Below are 26853 nucleotides of genomic sequence, written 5' to 3'. Positions count from 1 at the left end.
CGCCCGCTTATGGAGCCGCGCTGATGCTGTCGCGCACCGCCGGCGATCTGTTCTGGACCGGGCGCTATGTCGAGCGCGCCGATTTCACCTCACGGCTGATCGATGCGACGCTCAGGCTTGCCGCCCTGTCCTCGACCTATGGCGGCGATGTCGGGGCCTGGTCGGGCGCGCTGGCGGCGGCGGGCGTGGCCCAGGGCTATGCCGAACAGCACCCGCAGCTGAGCGAGGCGTCGGCGCTGCAATATCTGTCGCTCGACACCGCCAACGCCTCGTCGATGCGCTGCTGCATCGAACGGGCGCGCACCAATGCCCGCGCGGTGCGCACGGCGCTCACCGTCGAGGTGTGGGAAGCGATCAACACCGCCTGGCTGGACATTCAGCGCTTCGGCCTGACGCTGGAAAACCGCCCGGCGCTGACCCGGCTGGTTGAAAATGTGAAGGCCTCGGCGCTTGCCTTTGACGGCGCGACCCATCGCACGATGCTGCGCGACAAGAGCTACTGGTTCCTGCGCCTCGGCGCGGCGCTGGAGCGCGCCGACAACACGGCACGGCTGCTCGACGTCAAATATCATCTGCTGCTGCCGCGCGACGAGCCGGTGGGCGGCAGCCTCGATTATTTCCAGTGGACGACGATCCTGAGGACCGTGTCCGCGCTCACCGCCTATCGCCATGTCTATCGCGACAGCCTGAAACCCTGGCTGGTCGCCGATCTACTGATCCTCAACCGGCGGATGCCGCGTTCGCTCGCTGCGTGCATGAACGATGCGGTCCGCTATCTTGATCTGCTGGCGCAGGACAGCGGGCGGCGCGGCCCGGCGCAGCGCGCGGCGGTCGCGCTGTCGGGGCGGCTGATGCGCGGCGACATGGATGCGATCTTCCGCGCCGGCCTGCATGAATATATCACCGCCTTCCTGGCCGAGAACAACGCGCTCGCGGCGATGGTGATGGAGCAATACCAGTTCTGATGCGCATCCAGGTCGACCATCACACCCGCTACAGCTACGAACTGCCGGCCAGCGGGATCGTGCAGGCGCTGCGCGTCACCCCGCGCAACAGCGACGCGCAATATGTCCGCCACTGGCGCGTCGATGCCGATGTCGACGGCACGATGCGCGAGGGCGTGGATGCGTTCGGCAACCATGTCATCATGTTCTATGTCGAGGGTCAGGTGACCGAGCTGACGCTGACCGTGACCGGCGAGGCCGATGTCACCGACATGGCGGGCATCGTCCGCGCGGCCGAACGCCTGCCCGCCGATGTGTATCTGCGCACGACCGAGCTGACCCAGCCCGATGCCGCGATCCTCGACTGGGTGCGCACGCTTGATTCGGGCAATGTGCTGGCGACGCTGCATGCGCTGACCGCGTCGCTCAACCGGCATATGAGCTTCGACGTCACCGAAACCGATGTGGCGACGCCCGCCGCCACCGCCTTTGCCGCCACGCGCGGCGTGTGCCAGGATTTCGCGCACATTTTCTGCGCCGCCGCGCGCAGCCTGGGGGTGCCGGCGCGCTATGTTTCCGGCCATCTCGCCCGGCCGGGGCATGAGGCGATGGAGGCCGCCCATGCCTGGGTGGAGGCGCTGGTCCCCGATCTCGGCTGGGTGGCGTTCGATCCCGCCAACGGCATCTGCGCGACCGATGCCTATCTGCGCGTCGCCATCGGCCTCGACTATCGCGACGCCGCCCCGGTGCGCGGCGCGCGGCGCGGCGGCGGGGCCGAGGCGATGCACGTCCATGTCCGCGCCGGCCATGCCGGCGAACAGCAGCAGGGCTGAGCGGCGATGACCTATTGCATCGGCATGCTGGTCCGCGACGGGCTGGTGATGATGGCCGACACCCGCACCAATGCCGGGGTCGACAACATCTCCTGCTACCGCAAGCTGCGCATCGCCGCCGACCGACCTGACCGGATGATCATCGTCTGTTCGGCGGGCAATCTGTCGACCAGCCAGCAGGCGATGCAGCGGATGCGCCGCGGCACCCCCAATGAGGAAAGCGGCGAGCCCGACAGCTGGGACAGCGTGCCCGGCATCTATGAAGCCGCGCTCGCCGCCGGCCGGGCGCTGCGCCTGTCGCGCAACGACAATGACAGCCTCAATCAGGGCAGCGTGGTGTTCGATGCGACGCTGCTCGTCGGCGGATCGGTGGGGGGCGAGCCGCACCGGCTGTTCCTCGTCTATCCCGAAGGCAATATCATCGAATGCGGGCCGGACACGCCCTATCTGCAGATTGGCGAGGCCAAATATGGCAAGCCGATCCTCGATCGCGCGCTCCATTTCGACACGCCGCTCGATCAGGCGCTGAAGCTTGGCCTGATCTCGTTCGATTCGACGATGCGGGCGAACATCGCCGTCGGCCTGCCGATCGATCTGATCGCGCTGCGCAACGGCGCGCCGCGCCCGGTCGTCCAGCACCGGATCGAGGCCGATGATCCCTATTTCAGCGCCCTGTCGCGCGGCTGGTCCGACGCGATCGCCCGCGCGGTCGACGGCATCGAGCCGCCGCCTTACTGATCGCCCGGCCGGGGGTTGAACCCGGGCGCGGACATCCCAGACTCTGGCCATGGCCTCACGCCGCGCGCCCGATCCCGCCTCTGCCCCGCCGCTGCTGGCGGCCCTGCCCTTTGCCGGGCGCGCGCGCCAGCGTCTGGCGGCGGCGGTGACGGAGCTGTTCGCCGATCCGCAGTCGCCCGATCCGCCCGTGATCCGGCGCGAGGACGGGCTGTTCGGCCCGCACGCGGCGGCGTGGCGCGTGCACGGCGACGTGACGACAATGATGGTCGGCGGCATCGCCGCTTTGATGCTGCAGATGCTCCATCCCGGCGCGCTGGCGGGCGTCTGGGATCATTCGGCGTTCCGCACCGACATGGCCGGGCGGCTGCGCCGCACCGCGCGCTTCATTGCGCTCACCACCTATGGCGGGGCGGACGAGGCGCAGGCGGCGATCGACCGGGTGGCGCGCATCCACCGCGCGGTCAGCGGCGTGACGGCGGACGGCACGCCTTACCGCGCCGATGATCCGCATCTGCTCGGCTGGGTCCATGTCACCGAATGCTGGGCGTTCCTTGCCGCCTGGACGCGCTATGGCGACCCGCGCATGCCCGCCGCCGACCGCGACCGCTATTTTGCCGAAATGGCCCGGCTGGGCGCACTGATGGGCGTGATCGACCCGCCGGCAAGCCAGATCGCGGCGCTGGCGCTGATCGACCGGTTCCGGCCCGAGCTGCGCCACGATGCCCGCACCGCCGAGGTTGCGGACTGCCTGATCGGCGGCGGATCGGGCGGCGCAGCCGGGGCGGCGCGGACGCTGGCGATCCGCGCGGCGGTCGACCTGCTGCCGCCATGGGCGCAGGCGATGCACGGCCTCACCCCGTCCGGCCCCCTCGCCCCTCTGGTCCGCGCCGGCACGCGCGAGCTGCAACGCACACTGCGCTGGGCGCTGGAATAAGGGGCGGTCGTTCGCGCGGCTCCCCCTGACAAGCTGTCTCCCCGGATAGGCCTGCTTTTGCCGCCACAGGGGTTTTTTGCTTCAGTCGCGGCCCGGCATTCCGCATGGACGCGCAACCATGGACCAGACGACGCTCACCCATCTCCAGCGGCTCGAGGCCGAAAGCATCCACATCATGCGCGAGGTGGTGGCCGAATGCGCGCGGCCGGTGTTCCTCTATTCGATCGGCAAGGACAGCTCGGTGATGCTGCACCTGGCGATGAAGGCCTTTTATCCGGCGCGGCCGCCCTTTCCGTTTCTGCACATTGCCAGTGGCTGGGATTTCGCCGCGATGATCGCCCATCGCGACCGGATGGCGGCCGAACTGGGGATCGAGCTGATCGTCCATCACAATGACGCCGGGGCGGCCGCCGGGATCAACCCGTTCGACACCCCCACCCCCGTCTATACCCGCGCAATGCTGACCGAGGCGCTGACCACGGCCCTCGACGCCCATGGCTTTGACGCGGCGTTCGGCGGGGCGCGGCGCGACGAGGAAAAGGCCCGCGCCAAGGAACGCGTGTTCAGCTTCCGCGCCGCCGGCCATCGCTGGGACCCGCAGAACCAGCGGCCGGAGCTGTGGCGACTCTACAATGCCCGCAAGGCCAAGGGCGAGACGATCCGCGTCTTCCCTTTGTCCAACTGGACCGAAATCGACATCTGGAACTACATCCGGCTGGAAAATGTGCCGCTGGTGCCGCTCTATCTCGCCGCACCCCGCCCGACCGTGGTGCGCGACGGCATGATCCTGATGGTCGATGATGCGCGCTTCCGATTCCTGCCCGGCGAGACGGCGGTCGAACGCACGATCCGGTTCCGCACGCTCGGCTGCTATCCGCTGACCGGCGCGCTCGAGAGCGAGGCCGACACGCTCGACGCGGTGATCCGCGAAACGCTGAGCGCGACCGGGTCCGAACGCCAGGGCCGCGCGGTCGACAAGGATGCCTCCGCCTCGATGGAGAAAAAGAAGCAGGAGGGCTATTTCTGATGACCGACACCAGCCTGCTGCGCTTCATCACCTGCGGCTCGGTCGACGACGGCAAGTCGACGCTGATCGGCCGGCTGCTCCATGACACGCGCCAGATCCTCGACGACCAGCTGGCGACCCTGACGGCGGAGTCGCGCCGCATCGGCACGCAGGGCGATGAGATTGATTTCGCCCTGCTGGTCGACGGGCTGGATGCGGAGCGCGAACAGGGCATCACCATCGATGTCGCCTATCGCTTCTTTGCGACCGCGCGGCGCAAATATATCGTCGCGGACTGCCCGGGGCATGAACAATATACCCGCAACATGGTGACCGGCGCATCGACCGCCGATGCCGCCGTCATCCTGGTCGATGCGCGCAAGGGGCTGCTCACCCAGACGCGGCGTCATTCCTTCCTCGTCCGGCTGATCGGGCTCGACCATGTCGTGCTTGCGGTCAACAAAATGGATCTGGTCGGGCATGACCAGACTGTGTTCGACGCCATCGTCGCCGATTACCGCGCCTTTGCCGCGCGGATCGGGATCAGCGATGTGCGCGCCATCCCGGTGTCGGGGCTGCGCGGCGACAATGTCTCCACGCGCTCGCCGGCCATGCCCTGGTATGACGGGCCCAGCCTGATCGAGACGCTCGACGCGCTGCCCGTCGATCAGGACCGCGCGGCGCGGCGGCCGTTCCGCATGCCCGTGCAATGGGTGAACCGGCCCGATCAGGATTTTCGCGGCTTTGCCGGGCTGATCGCCGCCGGCACCGTGCGGCCGGGGGACGATGTCCGCGTGCTGCCGGGCGGCGGGATCAGCCGGATCGCGCGCATCGTGACTGCGAATGGCGATCTGCCGGTCGCGGTCGCCGGCCAGTCGGTCACGCTGACGCTGACCGATGAAATCGACTGTCCGCGCGGCGCGGTGATCGCGGCGGCGGGCGACCCGCCCCAGGCCGCCGACCAGTTCGAGGCGATGGTCGTGTGGATGGCGGCGGAGCCGTTGCTGCCCGGGCGCGGCTATTGGCTGAAGCTTGGCACCCAGACGGTGTCGGCCACGCTCCAGCCGCCCAAATATCAGATCAACGTCAACACGCTCGAACAGCTGGCGGCCAAGACGCTCGACCTCAATGCCATCGGCGCGGTGCAGCTGGCGACCGACCGGCCGCTGACCTTTGAACCCTATCAGGACAGCCGCGATCTGGGCGGCTTCATCCTGATCGACAAGACCAGCAATGCGACGGTTGCCGCCGGCATGATCCGGTTCGCGCTGCGCCGCAGCCAGAATGTCCATTGGCAGGCGCTCGACGTGACGCGCGAACGCCGCGCCGCGCTCAAGAACCAGAAACCGGCGGTGCTGTGGCTGACCGGCCTGTCGGGGGCGGGCAAATCGACCATCGCCAATCTGGTCGAACAGAAGCTGGCGCGGATGAACCGCCACACCTTCCTGCTTGACGGCGACAATGTCCGCCACGGGCTGAACCGCGATCTCGGCTTTACCGAGGCCGACCGGATCGAGAATATCCGCCGCGTCGGCGAGGTCGCAAAGCTGATGACCGATGCCGGGCTGATCGTCATCACCGCCTTCATCTCGCCGTTCCGCGCGGAACGGCAGATGGTGCGGCAGATGATGGCCGAGGGCGAGTTTGTCGAAGTGTTCATCGACACGCCGCTGGCGCTGGCCGAGGCGCGCGACGTCAAGGGCCTTTACGCCAAGGCGCGGGCGGGCGAGATCCTGAACTTCACCGGGATCGACAGCCCCTATGAGCCGCCCGAGGCCCCGGAACTGGTGATCGACACCACCCGGATGAGCGCCGAAGAGGCCGCGGACGCGATCATCGCCCGCATCATCCCCTGATCATGGCCGCCGCCCGGCTGCCGCGACCGCGGCGGCCGGGCGGGCCGGTCACATCTTGCGGTCGACGGTGTCGGCGGCGGACTTCAGATCGTCGCCCACCCCGCGCACGGTGTTGCAGCCGGCGAGCGCAATGCCGGCCAGAGCGAGCGCGGCCAGCGCGCGGATCGCGACACCCCGGTTGCGGTTCATCTGCATCATATCCTCTCTCCCTAGCCCGGCCGGCGACCTGCCGCGCGGCCCTGTCAGCGCCCCTCAAGCGCAGCGGAGCTTAATCGCGCCTGACCCGATTTCACTCCCGTTTCAGCGCCGCCAGCGCGGCGACCAGCTGCGGCACATCGTCGTCCGCGACCGGGGCCTTGTAGACGGTCCGCATCTTGGCGACGGTTGCCGACCATTGTGCCGCCGTCATCGGCGGTTGCACCATCACCATGCCGGCATCGTGACATGCGGCGCAATTGGCGTTGAGCAGATCGGCATCGGGGCCGTCGAACAGCCGGTCCTCGGCGGGCAGCTCGACCGCGACCGGCGCAGGCGGGCCACCGGCGGCAAGCGGAACCGCAGCCGCACCGGCGGCGACGAGCAGAAGCAAGCGAAAGCGCATCATCCGACGATCAGATCCAGACGTTCGACGACGCCGCGCATATAGCCGGCCCCGTTCCAATTGGGGGCAAGCGGCTGCACCTCGCCCCCGGTGTTGGTCGCGCGCACCAACAGGCTGAGCGGTCCCGGCGGCAGCGGCGGCAGATCGGCATCGAAGCGGCGAAAGCTGTAGCGCCCGGCATCGCGGCCCAGCCGCGCCTCCTGCCAGCTCGCGCCGCCATCGCGCGACAGCTCGACCCGCGCGACGCCCTGATCGCCGCCCATCGCGATCCCGCCCACCGCCACGGGCTGGCCGGCGGCGATGCGCGCGCCATGCTGATGGCTGGTGATCCACGACCGCGTGACCATGCGGGTGATCGGCACCGTCTCGCCCGGCGGCGCGCCCGGCACGGCATCGCCGGTCGCATTGGCGGGAATGCGATAGGCCTTGGCCATCCAATAGCCGTCATCGGCCCGGTCCAGCACCTCGATGTCGGACAGCATCTTGATCCAGTAGGTCGAATACCAGCCCGGCACCACCAGCCGCAGCGGATAGCCGTTCAACAGCGGCAGGCGCGCGCCATTCTGGGCATGGGCGATCATCACCTCGCCATCCATCGCATGATCGATGGCAAGCGACTTCACGAACCTGGGCGCGTCGGGGACCGCCGGTTCGTCCAGCCCGGCAAAGCGCACCGCCACCGCGCCGGGCAGCACGCCGGCACGGCTGAGCACGTCGCGCAGCGCCACGCCGGTCCATAGCGCATTGCCCATCGCGCCATGCCGCCACTGCGCCCCCGGCACGCGCGGCTCGAACAGCCCGCGCGAATTGCCCGCGCACTGGTTGACCGCCGCATATTCAAGCGCGGGCATCGCCAGCAGCTCGGCCAGCGACAGCTCGACCGGCCGGGCGACATGGCCATGAACCTTGAGCCGGAATGCGGCGGGATCGATCCCGGTCGGGAAATCGCCCCAGTGCCAGCGCACGAAAAACCGGTCATTGGGGGTGAAAATGCCCTGATCGAACACCTCGAACGGCGTCTCGAGCAGCGGCGGCCGCCCGCGCTGGAGGATCATTTCGCCCTTTTCGGGGAAATCGCGGGTCAGCGACCGGAGCGACGGACCGCCCGGCAGGCGCAGATCGGCCTGCTGCGCGGCGAGCCGCTCCAGCGGCCCGCCGGCAAGGCCCAGTCCGGCCACCCCGGCGAGCAGCTGCCGGCGCCCGATCATGCCGTTCGTCATGTCGTCATCCTTATGGCCTGGCCGTGCGGGGGGCAACGCCGGCCGCGTCCCTGCGATCAATAAAAGTCATCACGGCGCAACAGCTTCGCATCTCGACAGCCCCGCCGCCGCCGCCTAACTGGACGATGATGGTCGGCCCGGCGACGGGCGCGACGGGGGCAGGATGGGCAAGCGGGTGGACCCGACAGCTTTCAATCGCCTGACGGCGCGGCAGCAGCAATGCCTGAGACTGGTGGCCGCGCCCGCGACATCCAAGCAGATCGCGCGCGAGCTGGGCATTTCCAGCCACACGGTCGACCAGCATATCCGCGAGGCGCTGGCGACGCTCGGCCTGTCCGACCGGATGGAGGCGGCGCGCCGGTTCGTGGCGCATGAACGCGCAGCCGCCGGCGCACCCGCCGCCCCGCCCGGCACCTCACCCGCCGCGGCACCTTTCCTGTCCCCCGCCCCCGCCCTCGCCCTCGCCGCGCAGGATGGCGCTCCCCCGACAGCATGGGAGGCACCTCCCCAAAGCTTGACTACTCAAGCAGCCGGGATGGCCGGTAATGCGGCATCCGGGCCAATGCTCTCTCCATCGGAACGGGCAGCACCCAATCTCGCGCTGCCCTTTCCGACGAAGGACCGGCCGCGCAACGAGCTTGACCGCACCTCCAGACTGATCTGGATCGCAGCGGTGATGACCGGCCTGATCCTCGCCGCCAGCCTGTTCATCGGCCTGGCGGCACGGATCAGCGGCGCGACCTAGGCCCTTCCCGCGACCATCAGATTGGTGCGTGCCGGACCCCGTCCGGCGCGGAGGAGAGAGCCATGCAACACGAACGGATCGAAGCCGCCCGCGAGATCACCGCGGGGCTGATCGAGCTTGAGCAGCAGATCGATTTCGCGATCATCAGCGGCGGTCGCCTGCCCGGCACCATGGCGCAGGCGCGGCTGAAGGCGCGGCTGCCCGCCGCCACCGGACAGGAAGCCTTTCTGCACGCCGCCAAGGCATTCGAGATGCTCGTCCAGGCGCGCAAGCACATCGTCCAGGCCCATGCCAGCCTGGCGGCGGCGGGCGATGCGCTCGCCCTGCCCCCGGCCGCATATGGCGACTGGCACGAATGTCCGAAGCCCCAGGCCATCGATGCGGGCGAACCGCATCTGCGGCTCGCGGTGTCCCAGTGATCCTCCAATACAGGCTTGACCGTGCCCGATCCGTCATGATCGGGTGGCGGCATGTGGCACGTGATGACCTTCACGATCCTTTTTGCACTGACCATCGGCTTTGCGCTGTGGCGCGGCGGCGCGCCGGAACGGCTGGCGGCACTTACGCTTCTGGTCGCGTCGGTGGCGACGATGATGGTTGCACCGGCCTGGCACTGGGTATCGAACGGCGTCGACTACGGCGTGTTCGTCGTCGATCTGGCGACATTTGCCGCGCTGGTGGCGATCGCGCTCAACGCCAACCGCTTCTGGCCGATCTGGCTCAGCGCCACGCACGGCCTGTCGCTGCTCGGCCATGTCTCGGTGCTGTTCGCGCCGGACATCAAGCAGATCTTCTATGCCGCGATGGTGATGGCATCCGCCTGGCCGGGGCTCGCCCTGCTGGCGGTCGGCACCTACCGGCACCACCGGCGCATCAGCGCGGGCCAGCCCGATCCGGCCTGGACGCGCTTTACCGACATCAACGAGCGGCCCACCCTCGCCATCGGCTGAGCGTGCGGATGCGGCCGCAACCTCAAGGGGAGGCGGCCAATGGCTGACATGAACAGGATCGATCAGGGCGGAAAATGCCCGGGCAATGACCGGCAGCTGCGCAACCTGTGCTCGCACGAGGCATCGGCGCTGGCCGGGCCCAATGTGTCGGCGGTCGAACGGGCGGAGACGCTCTACGAACTGCGCCGCGCGCGCGACGTGTTCTTCGGCAAGAATGCCGATCTGTTCTGCGAACCGGCCTGGGACATGCTGCTCGATGTGTTCATCGCCCAGACGCGGGGGCGCAAGCTGTCGGTCAGCGATGCCTGTCTCGGCTCCGGCGTGCCGACGACGACGGCGCTGCGCTGGCTGACCCTGCTCGAGGAACGCACGCTGATCGAACGGCACAAGGACCCGCATGACCGGCGGCGGTCATTCGTGCGGCTTACCGCTCAGGGTTATGAGAGCCTGAGGCTGTATCTCGAAGCCTGCTGAGCTTCTCCGCCGCGGCAAGCTCGGCGCGCAGCATCTCGATCCCCAGCGACAGGTGCGGCGCGGCGAGCGACCCGGGCAGCCGGTCAGCGAGCGCGATCAATTCGTCGCCCAGCTGGACGGCCCGGTGCAGCAGCTCGGTCCTGGTCATCGGCACGGCCTTTCCATCCTCGGCCCCCTCCATCCGCCCGTCGCGCCGGTCACGTGCCGGCGGCACAATGCCGCCACAGTCCGGGCCCGGTTCCTGCCTGACGAAACGAACCGCGCGCACGGCTCGCCGCACACGGCCGTCCCGCAACCGTCGCAATAGATTTTCATAGCACGACTATCGTGCCTTCCGGGGGCATACAACCGTTCCGGATGCAGTTCCCGCTGCACGAACCGCCCCGGCCATGGTCTGACGGGCACATGGTCGCCACCATCACCACCGTCGCCTTTCTCGGCCTCGACGCGCGCAGCGTCGAAGTGCAGGTCCAGCTGGCCGCCGGGGTGCCCGGCTTCGTCATCGTCGGCCTGCCCGACAAGGCGGTGGCCGAAAGCCGCGAGCGGGTGCGCGCCGCCCTCGCCTCGATCGGCCTTGCGCTGCCGCCGCGGCGGATCACCGTCAACCTGTCGCCCGCCGATCTGCCCAAGGAAGGCTCGCATTACGACCTGCCGATCGCGCTGGCGCTGCTCGCGGCGATGGGCGTCGCCGATGCCGAAAGCCTGAGCGAGCATCTGGCGGTCGGCGAACTGGGTCTGGACGGGCGGATCGCGCCGGTGCCGGGCGTGCTGCTGGCGGCGCTGCATGCCGCCGAACAGGGGCTTGGCCTGATCTGCCCGGCCGCGCAGGGCAGCGAGGCGGCATGGGCCGGGCGCACGGCGGTGGTCGCCGCGCCCGATCTGATCGCGCTCGTCAACCATCTGCGCGGCACCAGCCCGCTGCCGCCCCCGCCGCCCGGGCTTGCCGAACCGCCCCGGCCGGGGCCGGACCTGCGCCAGGTCAAGGGCCAGGAAAGCGCGCGCCGGGCGCTGGAGATCGCGGCGGCAGGCGGGCATAATCTGCTGATGATCGGCCCGCCGGGCGCGGGCAAATCGCTGATGGCGGCCTGCCTGCCCGGCATATTGCCCGAACTGACCGCGACCGAGGCGCTGGAGGCGTCGATGGTCGCAAGCGTTGCCGGGACGCTCGATGGCGGCCGCATCGCGCGCAGCCGCCCGTTCCGCGCGCCGCATCATTCCGCGTCGATGGCGGCTCTGGTCGGCGGCGGGCTGAAGGCCCGGCCCGGCGAGGTCAGCCTGGCGCATCTGGGCGTGCTGTTTCTGGACGAGCTGCCCGAGTTTCAGCGCGCGGTGCTCGATTCGCTGCGCCAGCCGCTGGAAACCGGCACGGTGATGGTCGCGCGCGCCAATGCCCATGTCACCTATCCGGCGCGGGTGCAGCTGATTGCGGCGATGAACCCGTGCCGCTGCGGCCATCTGGGCGATCCGGCGCTGGCCTGTGCGCGCGCGCCGCGCTGCGCTGCCGATTATCAGGCGCGCGTCTCCGGCCCGCTGCTCGACCGCATCGACCTGCATGTCGAGGTTGCAGCACTGAGCGCGGCCGATCTGGTGCTGCCCGCCCCGGCGGAAGGATCGGCAGAGGTGGCGGCGCGGGTCAGGGCGGCGCGCGACGTGCAGACCGCACGCTACCGCGATGCCGGCATCCGCACCAATGCCGAGGCCGATGGCGACTGGCTGGACAATGCGGCGCGGCCCGACGAGGCCGGGCGGGCGCTGCTCGCCCAGGCGGCGGCGACGATGCACATGTCGGCGCGCGGCTATGGCCGGGTGCTGCGCGTCGCGCGCACCATCGCCGATCTTGCCGGGGCAGAGACGGTCGGCCGCAGCCATGTCGCCGAAGCGCTCAGCTATCGCCGCCAGCCGCCGCGCAACTGACCCCGGCTGCAAAAAAGGCGGCGGGAGCCGTCGCCCCCGCCGCCCATTTGGGGTCGGTACCCGCGATCAGTTCAGCGCGGCATGGACGGTCGCGACCGCCGTCATCACCGCGCCGATGCGCGCCGCCGCCTGGATCGTCTCGGCATTGACGCCGTGCTGGCGCAGCACCTTTTCATGGCTGTCGATGCACATGCCGCAGCCATTCTGGGCCGACACGGCAAGGCTGAACAGTTCGAAATCGGCCTTGTCGATGCCCGGATTGGCGATGACGTTCATGCGCAGCTTGGCCGGCATCGTCTGATATTCATGGTTCGAGGCAAGGTGGGTGAAGCGATAATAGACATTGTTCATCGCCATCACCGCAGCGGCCGCGCGCGCGCCATTGGCGGCTTCGGGGCTGAGCTTGCCGTCGATCTCCGCCTCGACCGCGACGACGATCGGGCGATAGCCGGTGCCATGCGCGGTCGCGAGCAGCAGACCGTATTTGCGCTGGTCGCCCAGCAGCTGGTCGTTGAGGATCGAGCTGATGTTCAGCCGCAGATCCTTGGCGAAATCGGGCAGCGTGTCGGCAAATTCCTTGAGCGACATGGTCGGTTTCCTTGTCGGGAGTGAGGGGGATCGGGGAGCCAAAAAGCGTGCGCGGCGCGGCGCGCAGGGCGGCAGGCGGTCGGGGCACGATCACCGCAGGCCGGCGGGGCAGCCGGAAGGGAACAACAGGAGAGAGGAAGTGGCCGGGCGCAGCGGAAGGGGGGGAGGCGCTGCGCCCGGCCGGGCCGGGGCTTAGGCCGCCGGCTTGAGCACGTCCTCGCCCTTGCTCCAGTTGCACGGGCAGAGTTCATCGGTCTGGAGCGCATCGAGCACGCGCAGGGTTTCCTGCGGGTTGCGGCCGACGTTCAGGCCGTTCACCGTCACGTGCTGGATCACATTGTCCGGATCGATGATGAAGGTGGCGCGGAACGCGACATGCTCGTTCTTGTCGAGGATGCCGAGCGCGCCGGCCAGCTGGGCGCCATTGTCGGCGATCCAGGGGAAATCGGCTTCGGCCAGTTCGGCGTCCGAACGGCGCCACGCGAAATGGACATGGGCGGTGTCGGTCGACGCGCCGATCAGCACGGCGTCACGGTCGGCGAACTCGCCCTTCAGCTTGCCATAGCCGACGATTTCGGTCGGGCAGACAAAGGTGAAGTCCTTGGGCCAGTAGAACAGCACCTTCCACTTGCCGCCAGTGTCGGCGAGGTTGATCGTCTCGCCGGCCGGCAGGGCCGAGGTGCCTTGCTGCACGGGCAGGGTGAGTTCGGGAAGCTTGTCGCCGACGGTGAGCATGGTGCGTTCCTTAAGCTGAGGCCCGTGGCCGGGCCCGGATGAAAAAACCTGGCCGGAGCAGCGACTCGTTGCCCGGCACCGGCCCCGAATAGCGCTCTGGAAATCATCGATCAAATAGATTATTCCTGATCCATTGATCGACAGAGGCGATAAAAAATGACGGTCTTCCTGCCGACCATCAAGCAGCTGCAATATCTGGTGGCGCTGCACGACCATGGCCATTTCGGGCGGGCGGCGGACGCCTGTTTCGTCACCCAGTCGACGCTGTCGGCGGGGCTGCGCGAGCTGGAATCGCTGATCGGCATGACGCTGGTTGAACGCACGCGCCGCGTCGTCCGCTTCACCCCCACCGGCGACCGCATCGCGCAGAAAGCGCGGCGCGTGCTGCGCGAAGCCGAGGAGCTGGCCGATCTCGCCCGCGCGGCGGGCAAGCCGCTGTCGGGCGAAATGCGGATGAGCGTCATCCCCACCATCGCGCCGTTCCTGCTGCCGCGCATCCTGCCGCAGATCCGCGCCGAACGGCCCGAACTGCGCCTGTTCCTGCGCGAGGAGCCGAGCGCGGCGGCCTGCGAATCGCTGCACCGGGGCACCGCCGATTGCGTGCTGCTGGCCCTGCCCTTTGCCTGTGGCGAGGTGGAGGCCGAGCCGCTGTTCGACGACCGGCTGTTCATCGCCTATCCGGGCGGCGGCGGCGAGCTGCCGGCGCAGATAGCGCCCGACGCCATTGATCCCGACGAGCTGCTGCTGCTCGAAGACGGGCATTGCCTGCGCGACCATGCGCTTGCCGCCTGCAACCGGCCCGAACTGCGCGCCCAGGCGACGATGCTCGGCACGTCGCTGCACACGCTCGTCCAGATGGTCGACAATGGCCTGGGGGTGACGATGCTGCCCGAAATGGCGATCGAGGCGGGGATTCTCGACCATACCGGCGTCATCGCCCGGCCGCTCGATTCCAGCCATGCGTCGCGCAAGATCGCGCTGCTATGGCGCAAGGGGAGCCCGCGCGACCGCGATTTCCACCTGCTTGCCGATCTGCTGCGCGCCGCCGGTCAGTCCCAGCGCGCGGCGGCCTGATCGTCGCCAGCGCGCGGCTCCACCCAGCGCGTCGTGCCATCGGCCAGCAGCTCGCGTTTCCAGAACGGTGCGCCGGTCTTCAGCCGGTCGATCAGGAACGCGCACGCATCAAGCGCGGCATGGCGGTGGCGGGCGGCGGCGGCGGCGATCATGATGCGCTCGCCCACCGGCACCGCGCCGATGCGGTGGCGGATGACGACCCCCGACAGGGCGAAGCGCGCCATCGCCTCCCCGGCCAGCCGGACGAGCGCCGCCTCGGTCATGCCCGGATAATGTTCAAGCACGAGCGCGGTGACGCCGTCATCGGCGCGGGCGATGCCGGCAAAGCTGGCCACCGCCCCCGCCCCCAGCCGGTCGAGCGGGGCGAGCGCGGCCTCGGCGTCGAACGGCCCGTCGGTCAGTGCGGTATCGATCATCCGCCGGTCATTGGCGGGAAAAAGGCGATTTCCGCCGCCCCGTCCGCCAGCGCACCGAGCGGCGTGTCGAGCGGCACCGCGTGCTGGTCGATCGCCGCGCGGATCCGCGTCCGGTCGGCAAAGGCCGCGGCATGGCCCGGCCCCGTCTGTGCCAGCCAGTCGATCAGCGCGTTCAGGTCCGCGAGGCCGGGGGGCAGGTCGCGCCATTCTTCGGCCAGGCCGATCCGTTCCCGGACCCAGGCAAAATAAAGCAGCCTTGCCAAAGCCCTAGTCCATATGCCTGATGCCGACGCGCAGATAATCCCACCCCGTCACCAGCGTCAGTGCCGCGGCGGCCCACAGGCTCGCCAGCCCGGCGGTGAAGATCAGCGGACTGTCCGGCACCGCGCCCGACAGGATCAGCGCGCCCAGCGCCACCATCTGGAACGCGGTCTTCCATTTGGCGAGCCGGCTGACCGGCACCGACACGCTCAGCTGCGCCAGAAACTCGCGCAGGCCCGACACGGCGATTTCGCGCAGCAGGATGATGAGCGCGGGGATGACGTGCCAGCCATGGACGATGGCATGCCCCTCCGCCCCCGCCCCGGTCGACAGCAGCATCACGATCACCGCCGCGACCATGATCTTGTCGGCAATCGGATCGAGAAAGATGCCGAGCTTGGACACCGTGCCCTGCGCGCGCGCCAGATAGCCGTCGAGATAATCGGTGACGCCGACCACGCAGTAGAGCGCAAAGGCGAGCGCAAAGCCCAGCCGCCAGGCCGGATACCAGAGCAGGAAGACGAGAAACGGCACCGCGAAGATGCGCGACAGCGTCAGCAGATTGGGCAGGGTCAGCATCACGCCACCGCTTAGCCCAGCCGCGCCCGACATTGAAGCCGGGGACGAGGCACCGCCGCTCCGTCGCGCCCATCGCCCTTTCACAACCCGCCATGACCGGCTAGAGCCGCGGCGGGCAGCAACGGGGCCGACCACGGGATCATGCAAAGTTCGATGGGGCTTCTCACGCGGCGGCGTTTCCTGCCGCTGTTCGTCACCCAGTTTCTCGGGGCGTTCAACGACAATCTGTTCAAGAACGCGATGGTGCTGTTCGCGGTCTACAACGTCTATTCGGACCCCAAGCAGGAAACCTGGTTTTCGGGGCTGGCGACCGGGCTGTTCATCCTGCCCTTCTTCCTGCTGTCGGCAACGTCGGGCCAGCTGGCTGACGCGACCGACAAGGCGCGCATCATCCGGCTGGTCAAGCTGGCCGAAATCCTGATCATGGCCGTGGGCGCGATCGGGCTGCTGCTGCCGTCGATCCCGCTGATGCTGGCCGCCCTGCTGGCGATGGGCGTGCATTCGACCTTTTTCGGGCCGATCAAATACGCGATCCTGCCCCAGCATCTGGAACGGGACGAGGTGCTGGCCGGCACCGGGCTGGTCGAGGCGGGCACCTATATCTCGATCCTTGCCGGCACGATCATCGCCGGCGTCATCCCGGTCAAGGCGGCGGCGGCGATGGTCGTGATCGTCGCGGTGCTCGGCTATCTGGCCGGGCGGCAGGTGCCGCCTGCCCCGCCGACCGGGGAGCTGGATCATGTCGACCATAACCCGCTGACCGCGTCCTACCGGCTGGTCGCCTCGACGATGCACATCCGCAAGCTGTTCCTCGCGATCCTGTCGATCAGCTTTTTCTGGATGATCGGCGCGGTGCTGTTCGTGCAATTCCCGCCGCTCGTCAAAAACGTGCTGACCGCGGACAAGGCGGTCGCCAGCCTGTTCCTCGCCGTCTTCTCGGTCGGCGTCGCCATCGGCTCGGTGATCATCAACCGGCTGCTCAAGGGCGAGGTGTCGGCGCGCTATTCGCCCCCGGCGGTGATCGTGATGGGCGGGTTCGTGCTCGCTTTCTATCTGATCGCGCGCAGCTGGGTGCCCGACGGGCGCGATCTGTATGACGTGATGGAGTTCATCGCCCATCCCGGTGCCCCAGCGCTGCTCGGCGCGCTGCTGGGGGTCGCGATCGCGGGCGGGGTGTTCGTCGTGCCGCTCTATGCGTTCCTCACCACCACCGTGTCGCAGGGCGAGACGGCGCGCACGGTTGCCGCCAACAACATCGTCAACTCGGGCGCGATGGTGATCGGATCGGTCTGCGCGCTGGGGCTGAGCTTTATCGGCGTGTCGGCGGTCGACCAGTTTCTGATGACGGCGGGCATGTGCCTGATCTCCGCCGCGCTCGCCTGGCAGCTGCATAAGGCCTGCGACTGAACCGGGCCTGCGCCCGGGCCGGCGATCAGGCGATGAAGCTGTAGATCGCCACGAAAAAGGCGGTGAAACTCAGCGCGAACAGCCGCAGATCGTTGCGGTCGTCGGGCAGCGCCTCGATCAGCGCGGTGGCGGGACGCGGCAGCCGGCGGCGAAACGGATGGCCGGCACCTTCATTGGTCAGGACAAGTCTGCGTTTCATGGGCGAGAGGTTAACGCGCCGTTTACGATTCCGTCTCGCGCCGAATATGGTTAACGCCGTCCCGAAAACGGACGGCAATGCAACCGGTTCGCGCACAGCGCCCGGCGGCGCACACATGGGGGAAAGAGGACGCGGATGGGCAAGCTTTCAGGCATCAAGGTGGTCGACCTGACCCAGTTCCTGCCCGGCCCGATGCTGACCCTGATGATGGCCGATCAGGGGGCCGATGTCGTCAAGATCGAACCGCCGGGCGGCGATCCCGCGCGCACCCAGGCACCGATGGACGGCGACCAGTCGGTCTGGTTCCGCTCGCTCAACCGCGGCAAGACCAGCATGACGCTCGACCTGAAAAGCGCCGCCGGGCGGGCAAGGCTGTGGCACGAACTGGCCGATGCCGATGTGCTGGTCGAAGGGTTCCGGCCCGGCGTGATGGCGCGGCTGGGCTTTGACTATGCGACAGTCGCCGCCCGCCATCCCGGCATCGTCTATTGCTCGGTCACCGCCTTTGGCCAGCATGGGCCGCTGGCCGATCATCCGGCGCACGACATGGCGGTGCAGGCGCTGGCGGGATTTCTGTCGGTCAATGACGGGCCGGACGGGACGCCGGTGGTGCCGGGTGTCGCGGCATCGGATGTCGCCGCCGGGCTGACCGGGCTGGCGGGCGTGCTGATGGCGCTGATCGGCCGGCAGCGGACCGGGCGCGGCGATTATCTGGACATTGCGATGTTCGACAGCCTGCTGCCCTGGTGCGCGCACACGGCGGGCGGGGCGATCATCGGCGGCCCTGCCCCGCGCTCGGCCGAACAGCGTTCGCTGGGCGGGGCGGCATTCTACCAGATCTACCGCACCGCCTGTGGCCGCCATGTCGCGCTGGGCGGGCGCGAGGAAAAGTTCGTGCGCAATCTGCTGGGCGCGCTCGGGCGGCCCGACCTGATCGACGCCGCGCTCGGCCCGGCGGGCGCGGGGCAGGAACCGGTGCGCGCGTTTCTGGCCGCGACCTTTGCCGCGCATGACCGCGATCACTGGATCCGGTGGTTTGCCGACAAGGATGTCGCCTTCGCCCCGGTGCTCGATTTCCGCGAGGCGCTCGACCAACCGCATGTCGCGGGGCGCGGATTGCTGGTCGAAGCGGGCGGCGGCCGCCAGATCGGCCCGGCGATCCGCTTTGCCGACAGCGGCCCGCCCGACCGGCCGGCCCCGCCGCTCGGCCCGGTCAATGGCGGGGAGGCACTGTGATGCTGAGGCTCGTGATCGACGGTCCCTGTGCCGAACTGCGGATCGACCGGCCGGAACGGCGCGGCGCGTTCGATCTGGCGATGTGGCGGGCGCTGCCCGGCCTGCTTGCCGAGGCGGCGGCGACGCCCGGGGTCAGGCTGCTCCTCCTGCGCTCCGCCGTGCCGGGGATGTTTTCGGCCGGGGCCGACATTGCCGAGCTGCTTGCCCGCTCGGGCGATCCGGCGTGGCGGGCGGACAATCAGGCAGCGCTGTTCGCCGCCCAGCACGCGCTGACGCGCACGCCGCTACCCAGCATCGCCTTTGTCGATGGCGACTGTATCGGCGGCGGCTGCGGGCTGGCGCTGGCCTGCGACCTGCGGGTGGCGACGCCGCGCGCGCGCTTCGGCATCACCCCGGCGCGGCTGGGCCTTGTCTATCCGTTTCACGACACCAAGCTGCTGGTCGATCTGGTCGGCCCGGCGCGGGCCAAGCGGCTGCTGTTCACCGGCCAGCTGATCGACGCGGCGGCGGCGGAGCGGATCGGCCTTGTCGATCTGGTCGCCGACACGCCCGACGCGCTGACCGCGCCGATCCTCGCCGCCTCGCCGCACAGCGTGCGCGAGGCCAAGGCGATGGTGCGCCGGGTGCTGGACGGCCAGGTGGACGAGGATGCGGCGACCGGCGCGATCTTTGCTGAGGCCTTCACCCTGCCCGATTTCGCCGAGGGCACCGCCGCCTTTGCCCAGAAACGCCCGCCGCGCTTCACCTCAAACGGCTGAAGCGTCCTCCCGGTCAGGGGATCAGCAGGGTCGATCCGCTGGTGCGCCGCGCCTCAAGGTCGCGGTGCGCGGTCACGACATCGGCAAGGGCATAACGCTGGCCGATGGTCACGCTGACGCGGCCGCTGCCGATCATCTCCCACAGCCGGGCGACGCCGGCCGCGCGCTCGTCCGGCGCGGCATAATAGTCGAACAGCGTCGGCCGGGTGACGAACAGCGATCCGGCGCGGGCCAGCACGCCCAGATCGACGCCGCTGACCGGGCCGGAGGCGTTGCCGAAGCTGACGATCAGCCCGCGCCGCCCGGTCGCCGCCAGCGACAGCGCCCAGCTGGCCGCGCCGACCCCGTCAAAGCTCACCCGCACCCCGGCCCCGCCGGTCAGCGCCCGCACCTGCCGCGCAGCATCGGGATCATCGGCCAGCAGCATGTGATCGGCCCCCGCCGCCGTCGCGGCCGCGCATTTGGCTGCACTCGATGCGGTGCCGATCACGGTCGCGCCCAGCGCCTTCAGCCACTGGGTCAGGATCAGCCCGACGCCGCCCGCCGCGGCATGGACGAGCACGGCATCGCCCGGCGCGACCGCAGCCGCCCGTTCGGCCAGAAACTCGGCGGTGCAGCCCTTGAGCAGGGCTGCCGCCGCGTCCTCGTCGCTGATCCCGGCGGGCACACGAAACAGGCTGGCGGCAGGCACGTTGCGCGCCGCCGCATAGGCCCCGCGCGCCGGGCCGAAGGTCGCCACCCGGTCGCCGGGTGCCAGCCCCTCCACCCCCGGCCCGACCGCCTCGACCAGCCCGGCGGCCTCCATCCCCAGCCCGCCGGGCAGATCGACGGGATACAGGCCGGAGCGGTGATAGGTGTCGATATAGTTCAGCCCGATCGCGGTGTTGCGCATCCGGACCTCGCCCGGCCCCGGCGGCGGCAGCGGCGCATCGACCAGCGCCATCACTTCCGGCCCGCCCGTCCGTTCGATCACCACCGTCTGCGCCATCGCTCTCCCCCGCATCTGCCCGCACGGCCGCCCAGGGCCGTGCGATTGCAACCGGATCGGTTCTGACATGGCTGGACAATAATCGGAAGCTTGGCGACAACCCCAAAATGGCCACCAACATCAAGGATGTGTCGCGCGTCGCCGGCGTGTCGATCAAGACGGTGTCGCGGGTGCTCAACAATGAGCGCTATGTGCGGCCCGCGACGCGCGCCAAGGTCGAGGAGGCGATGGCCATGCTCGGCTTCCGGCCCAGCGCCGCCGCCCGCGCGCTGGCCGGCGGGCGGTCGTTCCAGATCGCGCTGATGTGCAGCAATCCGGGGCCTTATTATCTCCACGGGCTGATCGCCGGGCTGCGCGGCCGCTGCGCCGCCGAAGGCGTGCGGCTGATCGTCCATGCCTATGACATTGAAGGCACCGAGCTTGGCGACGATGTCCGCGACATGCTGCGCCAGCTCAGCCCCGACGGGGTGATCCTGACGCCGCCCATCGCCGATCTCGAACCGGTGCTCGACGCGCTGGAGGCGGCGAACACCCCCTATGTGCGCATCTCGCCGGGCATCGCGCCGGAGCGCAGCGCGGCGGTTGCCATCGACAATGAAGCGGCGGCGCGCGCGGTGACGGCCATGATGATCGGGCTTGGCCATCGCCGGATCGGCTTTGTCGTCGGCCACCGCAGCTATGCGGTCAGCAACCAGCGGCTGGCCGGCTATCTGGATGCGCTGCGCGATGCCGGGCTGGGGGTCGATCTGGAACTGGTGCAGCAGGGCTGGTTCGATTTCACCTCGGGTCAGGCGGCGGCCGACCGGCTGCTCGACCTGCGCGACCCGCCGACCGCGATCTTCGCCTCGAGCGACGACATGGCGGCGGGCGTGCTGGCGGCCGCGCACCGGCGGCGGATGGCGGTGCCGGGCGACCTGTCCATCGCCGGGTTCGACGACACCGATCTGGCGCGATCGGTCTGGCCGCCGCTCACCACGGTCCGCCAGCCCATCGCCGTGCTTGCCGAACGGGCCGCAGAGCTGCTGTTCGACCGCGCCGAGCCGGGGCTGAGGCTGGTGCCTTACGAGCTGGTGCGGCGCGAAACCGTCGCCGCGCCCGGCGCTTGCCCTGAGGCCTGACAACGCTATCCTCTGCATCCGATAAAGAGGATGCCCTGATGACCGACCCCCTGGCCGCGCGGCGCTGGCTGCTGATCGCGCTGATCTTCGTCGCGATCGCGCTGAACTATGTCGACCGGCAGGTGCTCGCACTGCTCAAGCCCACGCTCGAGGCAGCATTTTCCTGGTCGAACCGCGATTATGCGCTGCTCGGCTCGGCCTTTCAGGTGACGGCGGCGATCTCGTTCCTGTTCGTCGGCTATATCGTCGACCGGTTCGGCGTGCGCCGTGCGCTTGGCTGGGGCGTGGCGCTGTGGAGCCTTGCCGGCATCGCCCATGCCTTTTCAACCAGCGTCGGCCAGTTCGTCGCCGCGCGCATCGCGCTGGCGGCGGCAGAGACGGTCGGCACGCCGGCCGCGGTCAAATCCGCCGCCGTCTATCTGCCGCTCCGCCAGCGGTCGCTGGCGCTCGGCCTTGGCAACACCGCGCCCAATATCGGCGCGATCCTGACCCCGCTGATGATCCCGCCGCTCGCGCTCGCCTTTGGCTGGCAGGCGGCGTTCATCGTCACCGGCGCGCTCGGCTTTGTCTGGCTGATCTTCTGGATCGGCGGCACGCGCGGCCTGACCCCGGTCGCCGATCAGGGCGCGGCCGAAGGCGCGCGGGTGCCGCTGGGCGAACTGATCCGCGACCGGCGCAGCTGGGCGATCATCGGCGCGAAATTCTTCAGCGATCTGTGCTGGTTCTTCCTGCTGTTCTGGATCCCCGATTTCTTCGGCCGCCAATTCGGGATGAGCCAGGGGACGCTGGGCGGCCCGGTGGCCCTGATCTACAGCCTGGCAGCCCTTGGTGCCCTGTCATCGGGGCTGCTGTTCCCCCGGCTGGTCGCGCGCGGCTTGAGCGTCAATCGCGCGCGCAAAAGCTCGATGCTGTTCTATGCGCTGATGATCCTGCCGATGCCGCTTGCGATCCTCGCCCCCGGCCCCTGGATGGCGGCGTTCGTGATCGGCATCGCGCTGTTCGCGCATCAGGGCTTTTCGACCAACATCTTCGGGCTGGCCGCCGATGCGATCCCGGCCGGGCGGGTGGCGACCGTGATCGGCGCGGGCGCGGTGGCGGGCAATCTGTCGGGCGCCGGAATGATCGAGCTGGCGGGGTGGAGCATCGATAATGGCCTTGGCTATTGGCCGATGTTCGCGGTGTGCGCGAGCGCCTATCTGATCGCCACCCTGTGGGTGCATCTGCTGGTCCCGGTGATCCGCCCGGCCCAGGGCTGATTTCCGGATACAGGCATCCGCGATTTAATGTGAACAATCGACGATCGTCATGATTTCGTAGGAAAATGGCAGCGCCCTCGTCATGTCGGCGCTGCAACGGCGGCGCGCAGTCAATCCTTTTTGGGGGAAGAACAAAATGCGCGCGACCCTTCAGTCCGCCTTGCTGGCGGGCACCATCCTTGCGTCCTTCACCGGTGTGCCGGCCATGGCCGCCCCGGTCGATCCGGCGGCCCCCGCCGACGCGCCGGCAGAAACGGCCGCCGCCGGTGACGATCAGGGCCTGGGCGACATCATCGTCACCGCGCAGAAGATCGAACAGCGGCTGACCGATGTGCCGATCACGATTTCGGCGGTGTCGGGCCAGCGCATCCGCGATCTGGGCGTCACCGATCTCGACGAGCTGTCGAACTATATCCCCGGCCTCAACATTCAGGAACAGAGCGCCAACAATCCGGGCATTGTCATTCGCGGCATCACCTCGGACAGCGGCTCGGCGCAGCAGGGCCCGCGCGTCACGCTCTATTACAACGGCGTCGACATCTCGCGCTCGCGCGGCTCCTATCAGGGCATTTACGATCTGGAGCGCGTCGAGGTGGTGAAGGGGCCGCAGGCGACACTGTTCGGCACCGCCTCGGCCATCGGCGCGATCAGTCTCACCTCGGCGCGCCCGCGCGAGGGCACCGAGGGGATGCTGAGCATCGGCTATGGCAATTTCGACCAGAAGCAGGTGTCGGGCTATTTCAACGCCGGCAATGGCAAGATCGGCGGCCGCGTCGCCTTTGAATGGCGCAAGCGCGACGGCTATGTCGAAAATCTCGCGCCCAATCAGGACGATCTCTACGCGCAGGACAATCTGGGCGTGCGCGGCTCGATCCGCTTCACCCCCAGCGACGTGCTGACCATCGACCTGATCGGCACCTATGACCGGCAGCGCAACAGCGGCACGCCGTTCATCTCGCGCGCGCTGCCGACGACCGACGGGCCGGGCAATCCGTTCGGCCGCGCGTTCCTGGGCGGCTCGCCAGTCTCCGGCCAGGCGCTGGGCAAGGACAAGCTCGGGCTGGACCGCAATGTCTATGACCTCAATCTGAGCGCGACCTATGAGCTGTCGGACGATTGGTCGCTGACCACGGTCAACGGCTATCGCCAGTTCGACAGCCTTGAAGTGTTCGACGCCGACGGCTCGGCCGCCTGGTATCTCGAGTTCGCCGAGGAGGCCAAGGGCTGGCAGTTCAACCATGAACTGCGCCTGTCCTATACCAGCGACACGTTCCGCGGCTTTGCCGGGTGGAATTACTTCCACGAAGACGGCAGCCAGCGTGTTCCCTTCTCGGCCGAAGAAGGCACCTATCTGCAGTGCGCGGCGCGGCTGGTGCCGGGCCTGCCCTGCATCGCGGCCAACGGCACGGTGACGGCAGCGCAGGCGACGTCGATCCTGACCGGCGGTGCGTTCACGCGCATTCCCTACAGCTCGGTGTTCGAGAATCGCGGCCGCAACGACCAATATTCGCTGTTCGCCGATGCGACCTTCATCCCCACCCCGGCGCTCGAAATCACCGCCGGGCTGCGCTATCTGTTCGAACGCCGCCGCTCGGGCTATCTGTCGGTCGTTCCCAACTCGGTCATCAGCCGCGCGCCGCTCATCCCCGGCCAGATCAACACCGGCGGGCAGGAGTTTTCGGCCAGGGACAGCTTCGACGCCTGGCTGCCGCGCGTGAACGTGCTTTACCGCGTCAGCCCGGAGATCAACCTGTTCGCAACCGTGTCCAAGGGCCGGCGCTCGCCGGTGCTGCAGGTCGATGCGCAGCGCGTCGCCGGGGTCGTGCAGCGGCGGCTGCAGAATGTGTCGGAAGAAACCGTCTGGAACTATGAAGCCGGGATCAAGGGTTCGGCCGGCATCTTCTCCGGCGCGCTCGGCGTCTATCTGCAGGAATATCAGGACTTCCAGGTCTCGATCACCGAAAATGGCGTGAACATCACGCGCAGCGCCGGCAATGCGAGCAATCTGGGCGTCGAGCTTGAACTGCAGGCGCGGCCGACCGAATGGCTGACCCTGTTCGGCAATGTCGGCTATATCGATGGCGGGATCGACAATGATCCGGCCAATGGCCGCTTCGCCGGCAACCGCTTCCGCCTCCAGCCCGAATGGCAGGGTGCGGCCGGCTTCACCATCGACGCGCCGATCGCCGAAGGCACGCGCTTCTTCCTGACGCCGAGCGTGACCTATCGCAGCCGCATCTTCTTTGAACTGCCGAACAACCCGGCAATCTCGCAAGGGGCGGTGACGCTGATCAACGCGCGCGGCGGCGTCAGCTTTGCCGACAAGCGTTATGAGGTCGCGGTCTTCATCCGCAACGCGACCAACAAGGACTATCTGCTCGACGCCGGCAATACCGGTGGCGGGTTCGGCATCCCGACCTTCATCCCGGCCGAACCGCGCTTCTACGGCATTCAGGCCACGGCGCGCTTCTGACCGCCCGGCCGGGGGTGTGCCGGACAGCGCATCCCCGGTCCGGCACCTGCCCGGTTTGACGCCGGACCGTTCCCCGCTATGCCATTCGGCAAAGGGGAGGAATGACACGGTGACGAACAGGTTTCTTGCATTTTTGGGGCCGGCGGCCGTGGCTGCCGGCCTTGTCATGTCGGCGCCCGCGGCAGCGGCCGGCGCGGCGCGGACGCCCTATCCGGCGGTGCTGCCGCTGCGCGATCAGGCGACGATCATCAATGGCTGGCTGAAGGAACGGCTCGACACCGTGGTGCCGCGCATCATGCGCGAACGCGGCGTCGACATGTGGGTGCTGGTGGCGCGCGAGAATTTCGAGGAGCCGGTCGTCGCCACCATGCTCGACGCCGAAAGCATGGCGGCGCGGCGGCGGACGATCCTGATCTTCTTCGATCCCGGTCAGGGCAAGCCGGTCGAGCGGCTGACCGTCAGCCGCTACGGGCTGGGGGGGCTGTTCGAGGCGGCGTGGTCGCCCGAGACCCAGCCCGATCAATGGCGGCGGCTGGCCGAGCTGATCGCCGAGCGGTCGCCGCGCCGCATCGCCATCAACTCCTCGCCAACCACCGCCTATGCCGATGGCATGACGCTGAGCGCGCATGACGAGATGATGGCCGCCCTGCCCCCGGCGCTCAGGGCGCGGGTGGTGCGCGACGAGGTGCTGGCCGTACGCTGGCTGGAAACGCGCATCCCGGCCGAGGTCGAACGCTATCGGGAGGTGGTGCGGCTGGCCCATGCGATCATCGGCGAAGGGCTGTCGGACAAGGTCGTCACCCCCGGCGTCACCCGCGCCAGCGATCTGGTGTGGTGGTACCGCGAAAAGATCCGCGCGCTCGGGGTCGACACCTGGTTCCAGCCCTCGGTCGGCATCAACCGGCGCGGCACGCCGGGGATGCTGTCGGGCGATACGGTGATCCAGCCCGGCGACATGATCTGGACCGATTTCGGCATCACCTATTTGCGGCTGGCGACCGATACCCAGCAAAATGCCTATGTGCTGCGCCCCGGCGAGACCGACGCGCCCAAGGGGCTGCGCGACGGGCTGGCGGCGAGCAACCGGGTGCAGGATGCGCTGACCAGCGCCTTTAAGACCGGGATCAGCGGCAACACGGTGCTGGCCCGCGCCCGCGCCGCCGCCATCGCCGCGGGGCTTGAACCCAGCATCTATTCGCACCCGATCGGCTATCACGGCCATGCCGCCGGCCCGTCGATCGGTTTCTGGGACAATCAGAAGCCCGATCCGCGCGGCGACGGCCCGGTCAATGCCGACACCGCCTGGTCGATCGAGCTGAGCGCCACCCACAAGGTGCCCGAATGGGACAATCAGCCGGTCGGTTTCCGCACCGAGGAGGATGCATTTTTCGATGGCCGGACGGTCAGCTATCTCGATGGTCGGCAGACCGCTTATTATCTGATCGGGGGCGCGAAATGAGCGGTGCTGGCCTTCACCTGTCGCGGCGCGCGGCGCTGGGCGGCGCGGCGGCGCTGGGCGTCGGGCTGCTGCCCGGCGGCATCGCCGGCAT

Annotated in this window: 30 protein-coding genes; 19 read left to right on the top strand and 11 right to left on the bottom strand. The window is 68.8% G+C overall.

All coding sequences use genetic code 11. The features are described from left to right. The first annotated feature begins 23 nt into the window (after window positions 1–23). From OPU66_RS05940 to cysN, 6 genes are all read left to right on the top strand, one after another. Window positions 24–965 carry an alpha-E domain-containing protein gene (locus tag OPU66_RS05940; protein WP_498552693.1) on the top strand — a complete coding sequence of 314 codons (942 nt, stop codon included), beginning with the start codon at window positions 24–26 and terminating at the stop codon, window positions 963–965. Beyond that, on the top strand, window positions 965–1777 hold the full coding sequence (locus OPU66_RS05935) for a transglutaminase family protein (RefSeq protein ID WP_498552692.1): 813 nt from the start codon (window positions 965–967) through the stop codon (window positions 1775–1777). Before OPU66_RS05940 ends, OPU66_RS05935 begins: the two co-directional genes overlap by 1 nt. A gap of 6 nt (window positions 1778–1783) precedes the next feature. Next, a complete protein-coding gene (locus OPU66_RS05930; RefSeq protein WP_498552691.1) occupies window positions 1784–2515 on the top strand; it encodes a proteasome-type protease in 732 nt (243 codons plus the stop codon). A 49-nt stretch (window positions 2516–2564) separates the two neighbouring features. Beyond that, on the top strand, window positions 2565–3449 hold the full coding sequence (locus OPU66_RS05925; protein ID WP_498552690.1) for an oxygenase MpaB family protein: 885 nt from the start codon (window positions 2565–2567) through the stop codon (window positions 3447–3449). Between the two features lie 97 nt (window positions 3450–3546). Continuing rightward, window positions 3547–4476 carry a sulfate adenylyltransferase subunit CysD gene (gene cysD / locus OPU66_RS05920; protein ID WP_498552728.1) on the top strand — a complete coding sequence of 310 codons (930 nt, stop codon included), beginning with the start codon at window positions 3547–3549 and terminating at the stop codon, window positions 4474–4476. Further along, entirely contained in the window at window positions 4476–6311 is a 1836-nt protein-coding gene (gene cysN / locus OPU66_RS05915; protein WP_498552689.1) for a sulfate adenylyltransferase subunit CysN, read from the top strand. The genes cysD and cysN overlap by 1 nt, the downstream gene beginning before the upstream one ends. A 48-nt stretch (window positions 6312–6359) precedes the next feature. Here the strand turns inward: cysN and OPU66_RS05910 are convergent, their stop codons facing one another. From OPU66_RS05910 to OPU66_RS05900, 3 genes are all read right to left on the bottom strand, one after another. Continuing rightward, entirely contained in the window at window positions 6360–6509 is a 150-nt protein-coding gene (locus OPU66_RS05910) for a hypothetical protein (protein WP_498552688.1), read from the bottom strand. 91 nt (window positions 6510–6600) lie between these two features. Beyond that, window positions 6601–6915: a cytochrome c gene (locus OPU66_RS05905; protein ID WP_498552687.1), complete on the bottom strand. Its 315-nt coding sequence runs from the start codon at window positions 6913–6915 to the stop codon at window positions 6601–6603. After that, window positions 6912–8132, bottom strand: a complete 1221-nt coding sequence (locus tag OPU66_RS05900; protein WP_498552686.1) for a molybdopterin-dependent oxidoreductase — start codon at window positions 8130–8132, stop codon at window positions 6912–6914. The genes OPU66_RS05905 and OPU66_RS05900 overlap by 4 nt, the downstream gene beginning before the upstream one ends. A 175-nt stretch (window positions 8133–8307) precedes the next feature. On the opposite strand from OPU66_RS05900, the gene OPU66_RS05895 reads away from it, so the two are divergent. The 4 genes from OPU66_RS05895 to OPU66_RS05880 all read left to right on the top strand — a co-directional run bounded on the left by OPU66_RS05895 (window position 8308) and on the right by OPU66_RS05880 (window position 10301). Continuing rightward, a complete protein-coding gene (locus OPU66_RS05895) occupies window positions 8308–8877 on the top strand; it encodes a response regulator transcription factor (protein ID WP_498552685.1) in 570 nt (189 codons plus the stop codon). A 62-nt stretch (window positions 8878–8939) separates the two neighbouring features. Beyond that, window positions 8940–9296, top strand: coding sequence for a hypothetical protein (locus OPU66_RS05890; protein WP_498552684.1), 357 nt, complete (start codon window positions 8940–8942; stop codon window positions 9294–9296). Between the two features lie 51 nt (window positions 9297–9347). Then, window positions 9348–9827, top strand: coding sequence for a hypothetical protein (locus OPU66_RS05885; protein ID WP_498552683.1), 480 nt, complete (start codon window positions 9348–9350; stop codon window positions 9825–9827). A 39-nt stretch (window positions 9828–9866) separates the two neighbouring features. Continuing rightward, window positions 9867–10301, top strand: coding sequence for a winged helix DNA-binding protein (locus OPU66_RS05880; RefSeq protein ID WP_498552682.1), 435 nt, complete (start codon window positions 9867–9869; stop codon window positions 10299–10301). Here OPU66_RS05880 and OPU66_RS05875 read toward each other — a convergent pair. Next, window positions 10252–10449, bottom strand: coding sequence for a hypothetical protein (locus tag OPU66_RS05875; RefSeq protein WP_498552681.1), 198 nt, complete (start codon window positions 10447–10449; stop codon window positions 10252–10254). The genes OPU66_RS05880 and OPU66_RS05875 overlap by 50 nt on opposite strands. 257 nt (window positions 10450–10706) lie before the next feature. Between OPU66_RS05875 and OPU66_RS05870 the strand changes: the two genes are divergently transcribed. After that, complete coding sequence (locus OPU66_RS05870; protein WP_498552727.1) at window positions 10707–12215, top strand: YifB family Mg chelatase-like AAA ATPase; 1509 nt, start codon at window positions 10707–10709, stop codon at window positions 12213–12215. Between the two features lie 66 nt (window positions 12216–12281). On the opposite strand, the gene ahpD is transcribed toward OPU66_RS05870, so the two are convergent. Together ahpD and OPU66_RS05860 are read right to left on the bottom strand one after the other, a co-directional pair. Then, a complete protein-coding gene (ahpD, locus tag OPU66_RS05865; RefSeq protein WP_498552680.1) occupies window positions 12282–12803 on the bottom strand; it encodes an alkylhydroperoxidase, AhpD family in 522 nt (173 codons plus the stop codon). 192 nt (window positions 12804–12995) lie between these two features. After that, window positions 12996–13538 (bottom strand): peroxiredoxin, encoded by a 543-nt coding sequence (locus tag OPU66_RS05860; protein WP_498552679.1) that lies wholly within the window; start codon window positions 13536–13538, stop codon window positions 12996–12998. A gap of 156 nt (window positions 13539–13694) precedes the next feature. On the opposite strand from OPU66_RS05860, the gene OPU66_RS05855 reads away from it, so the two are divergent. After that, window positions 13695–14612 carry a hydrogen peroxide-inducible genes activator gene (locus OPU66_RS05855; protein ID WP_498552678.1) on the top strand — a complete coding sequence of 306 codons (918 nt, stop codon included), beginning with the start codon at window positions 13695–13697 and terminating at the stop codon, window positions 14610–14612. On the opposite strand, the gene OPU66_RS05850 is transcribed toward OPU66_RS05855, so the two are convergent. The 3 genes from OPU66_RS05850 to pgsA are packed head-to-tail and all read right to left on the bottom strand — an operon-like array spanning window position 14588 to window position 15868. Next, on the bottom strand, window positions 14588–15028 hold the full coding sequence (locus OPU66_RS05850) for a molybdenum cofactor biosynthesis protein MoaE (protein WP_498552677.1): 441 nt from the start codon (window positions 15026–15028) through the stop codon (window positions 14588–14590). The genes OPU66_RS05855 and OPU66_RS05850 overlap by 25 nt on opposite strands. Further along, window positions 15025–15291, bottom strand: a complete 267-nt coding sequence (locus OPU66_RS05845) for a MoaD/ThiS family protein (protein ID WP_498552676.1) — start codon at window positions 15289–15291, stop codon at window positions 15025–15027. Before OPU66_RS05845 ends, OPU66_RS05850 begins: the two co-directional genes overlap by 4 nt. Before the next feature lie 4 nt (window positions 15292–15295). Next, window positions 15296–15868 carry a CDP-diacylglycerol--glycerol-3-phosphate 3-phosphatidyltransferase gene (gene pgsA / locus OPU66_RS05840; protein WP_498552726.1) on the bottom strand — a complete coding sequence of 191 codons (573 nt, stop codon included), beginning with the start codon at window positions 15866–15868 and terminating at the stop codon, window positions 15296–15298. Window positions 15869–16009: 141 nt separating this feature from the next. On the opposite strand from pgsA, the gene OPU66_RS05835 reads away from it, so the two are divergent. Further along, a complete protein-coding gene (locus OPU66_RS05835; protein WP_498552675.1) occupies window positions 16010–17275 on the top strand; it encodes an MFS transporter in 1266 nt (421 codons plus the stop codon). A 25-nt stretch (window positions 17276–17300) separates the two neighbouring features. Here the strand turns inward: OPU66_RS05835 and OPU66_RS05830 are convergent, their stop codons facing one another. Next, entirely contained in the window at window positions 17301–17474 is a 174-nt protein-coding gene (locus tag OPU66_RS05830) for a hypothetical protein (RefSeq protein WP_498552674.1), read from the bottom strand. Between the two features lie 135 nt (window positions 17475–17609). Between OPU66_RS05830 and OPU66_RS05825 the strand changes: the two genes are divergently transcribed. Further along, window positions 17610–18710, top strand: coding sequence for a CaiB/BaiF CoA transferase family protein (locus OPU66_RS05825; protein WP_498552673.1), 1101 nt, complete (start codon window positions 17610–17612; stop codon window positions 18708–18710). Beyond that, window positions 18707–19468, top strand: a complete 762-nt coding sequence (locus tag OPU66_RS05820; protein ID WP_498552672.1) for an enoyl-CoA hydratase/isomerase family protein — start codon at window positions 18707–18709, stop codon at window positions 19466–19468. The genes OPU66_RS05825 and OPU66_RS05820 overlap by 4 nt, the downstream gene beginning before the upstream one ends. A 13-nt stretch (window positions 19469–19481) precedes the next feature. On the opposite strand, the gene OPU66_RS05815 is transcribed toward OPU66_RS05820, so the two are convergent. After that, window positions 19482–20471: a quinone oxidoreductase family protein gene (locus tag OPU66_RS05815; protein WP_498552671.1), complete on the bottom strand. Its 990-nt coding sequence runs from the start codon at window positions 20469–20471 to the stop codon at window positions 19482–19484. A 92-nt stretch (window positions 20472–20563) separates the two neighbouring features. On the opposite strand from OPU66_RS05815, the gene OPU66_RS05810 reads away from it, so the two are divergent. The 4 genes from OPU66_RS05810 (at window position 20564) to OPU66_RS05795 (ending at window position 26762) form a co-directional block, all read left to right on the top strand. Beyond that, window positions 20564–21574: a LacI family DNA-binding transcriptional regulator gene (locus OPU66_RS05810; RefSeq protein WP_498552670.1), complete on the top strand. Its 1011-nt coding sequence runs from the start codon at window positions 20564–20566 to the stop codon at window positions 21572–21574. Between the two features lie 38 nt (window positions 21575–21612). After that, window positions 21613–22830 carry an MFS transporter gene (locus OPU66_RS05805; protein WP_498552669.1) on the top strand — a complete coding sequence of 406 codons (1218 nt, stop codon included), beginning with the start codon at window positions 21613–21615 and terminating at the stop codon, window positions 22828–22830. A gap of 136 nt (window positions 22831–22966) precedes the next feature. After that, on the top strand, window positions 22967–25303 hold the full coding sequence (locus OPU66_RS05800; RefSeq protein ID WP_498552668.1) for a TonB-dependent receptor: 2337 nt from the start codon (window positions 22967–22969) through the stop codon (window positions 25301–25303). 166 nt (window positions 25304–25469) lie between these two features. Then, the gene (locus OPU66_RS05795) at window positions 25470–26762 is read left to right on the top strand and encodes a M24 family metallopeptidase (protein ID WP_498552667.1); all 1293 of its coding nucleotides are present in this window, start codon (window positions 25470–25472) and stop codon (window positions 26760–26762) included. The last annotated feature ends 91 nt before the right edge of the window (window positions 26763–26853 follow it).

This window comes from Sphingomonas sp. URJC2 (assembly GCF_059803575.1).
The sequence above is the reverse complement of the archived record's forward strand: the minus strand, read 5'-3'. Positions and strand labels throughout refer to the sequence as shown.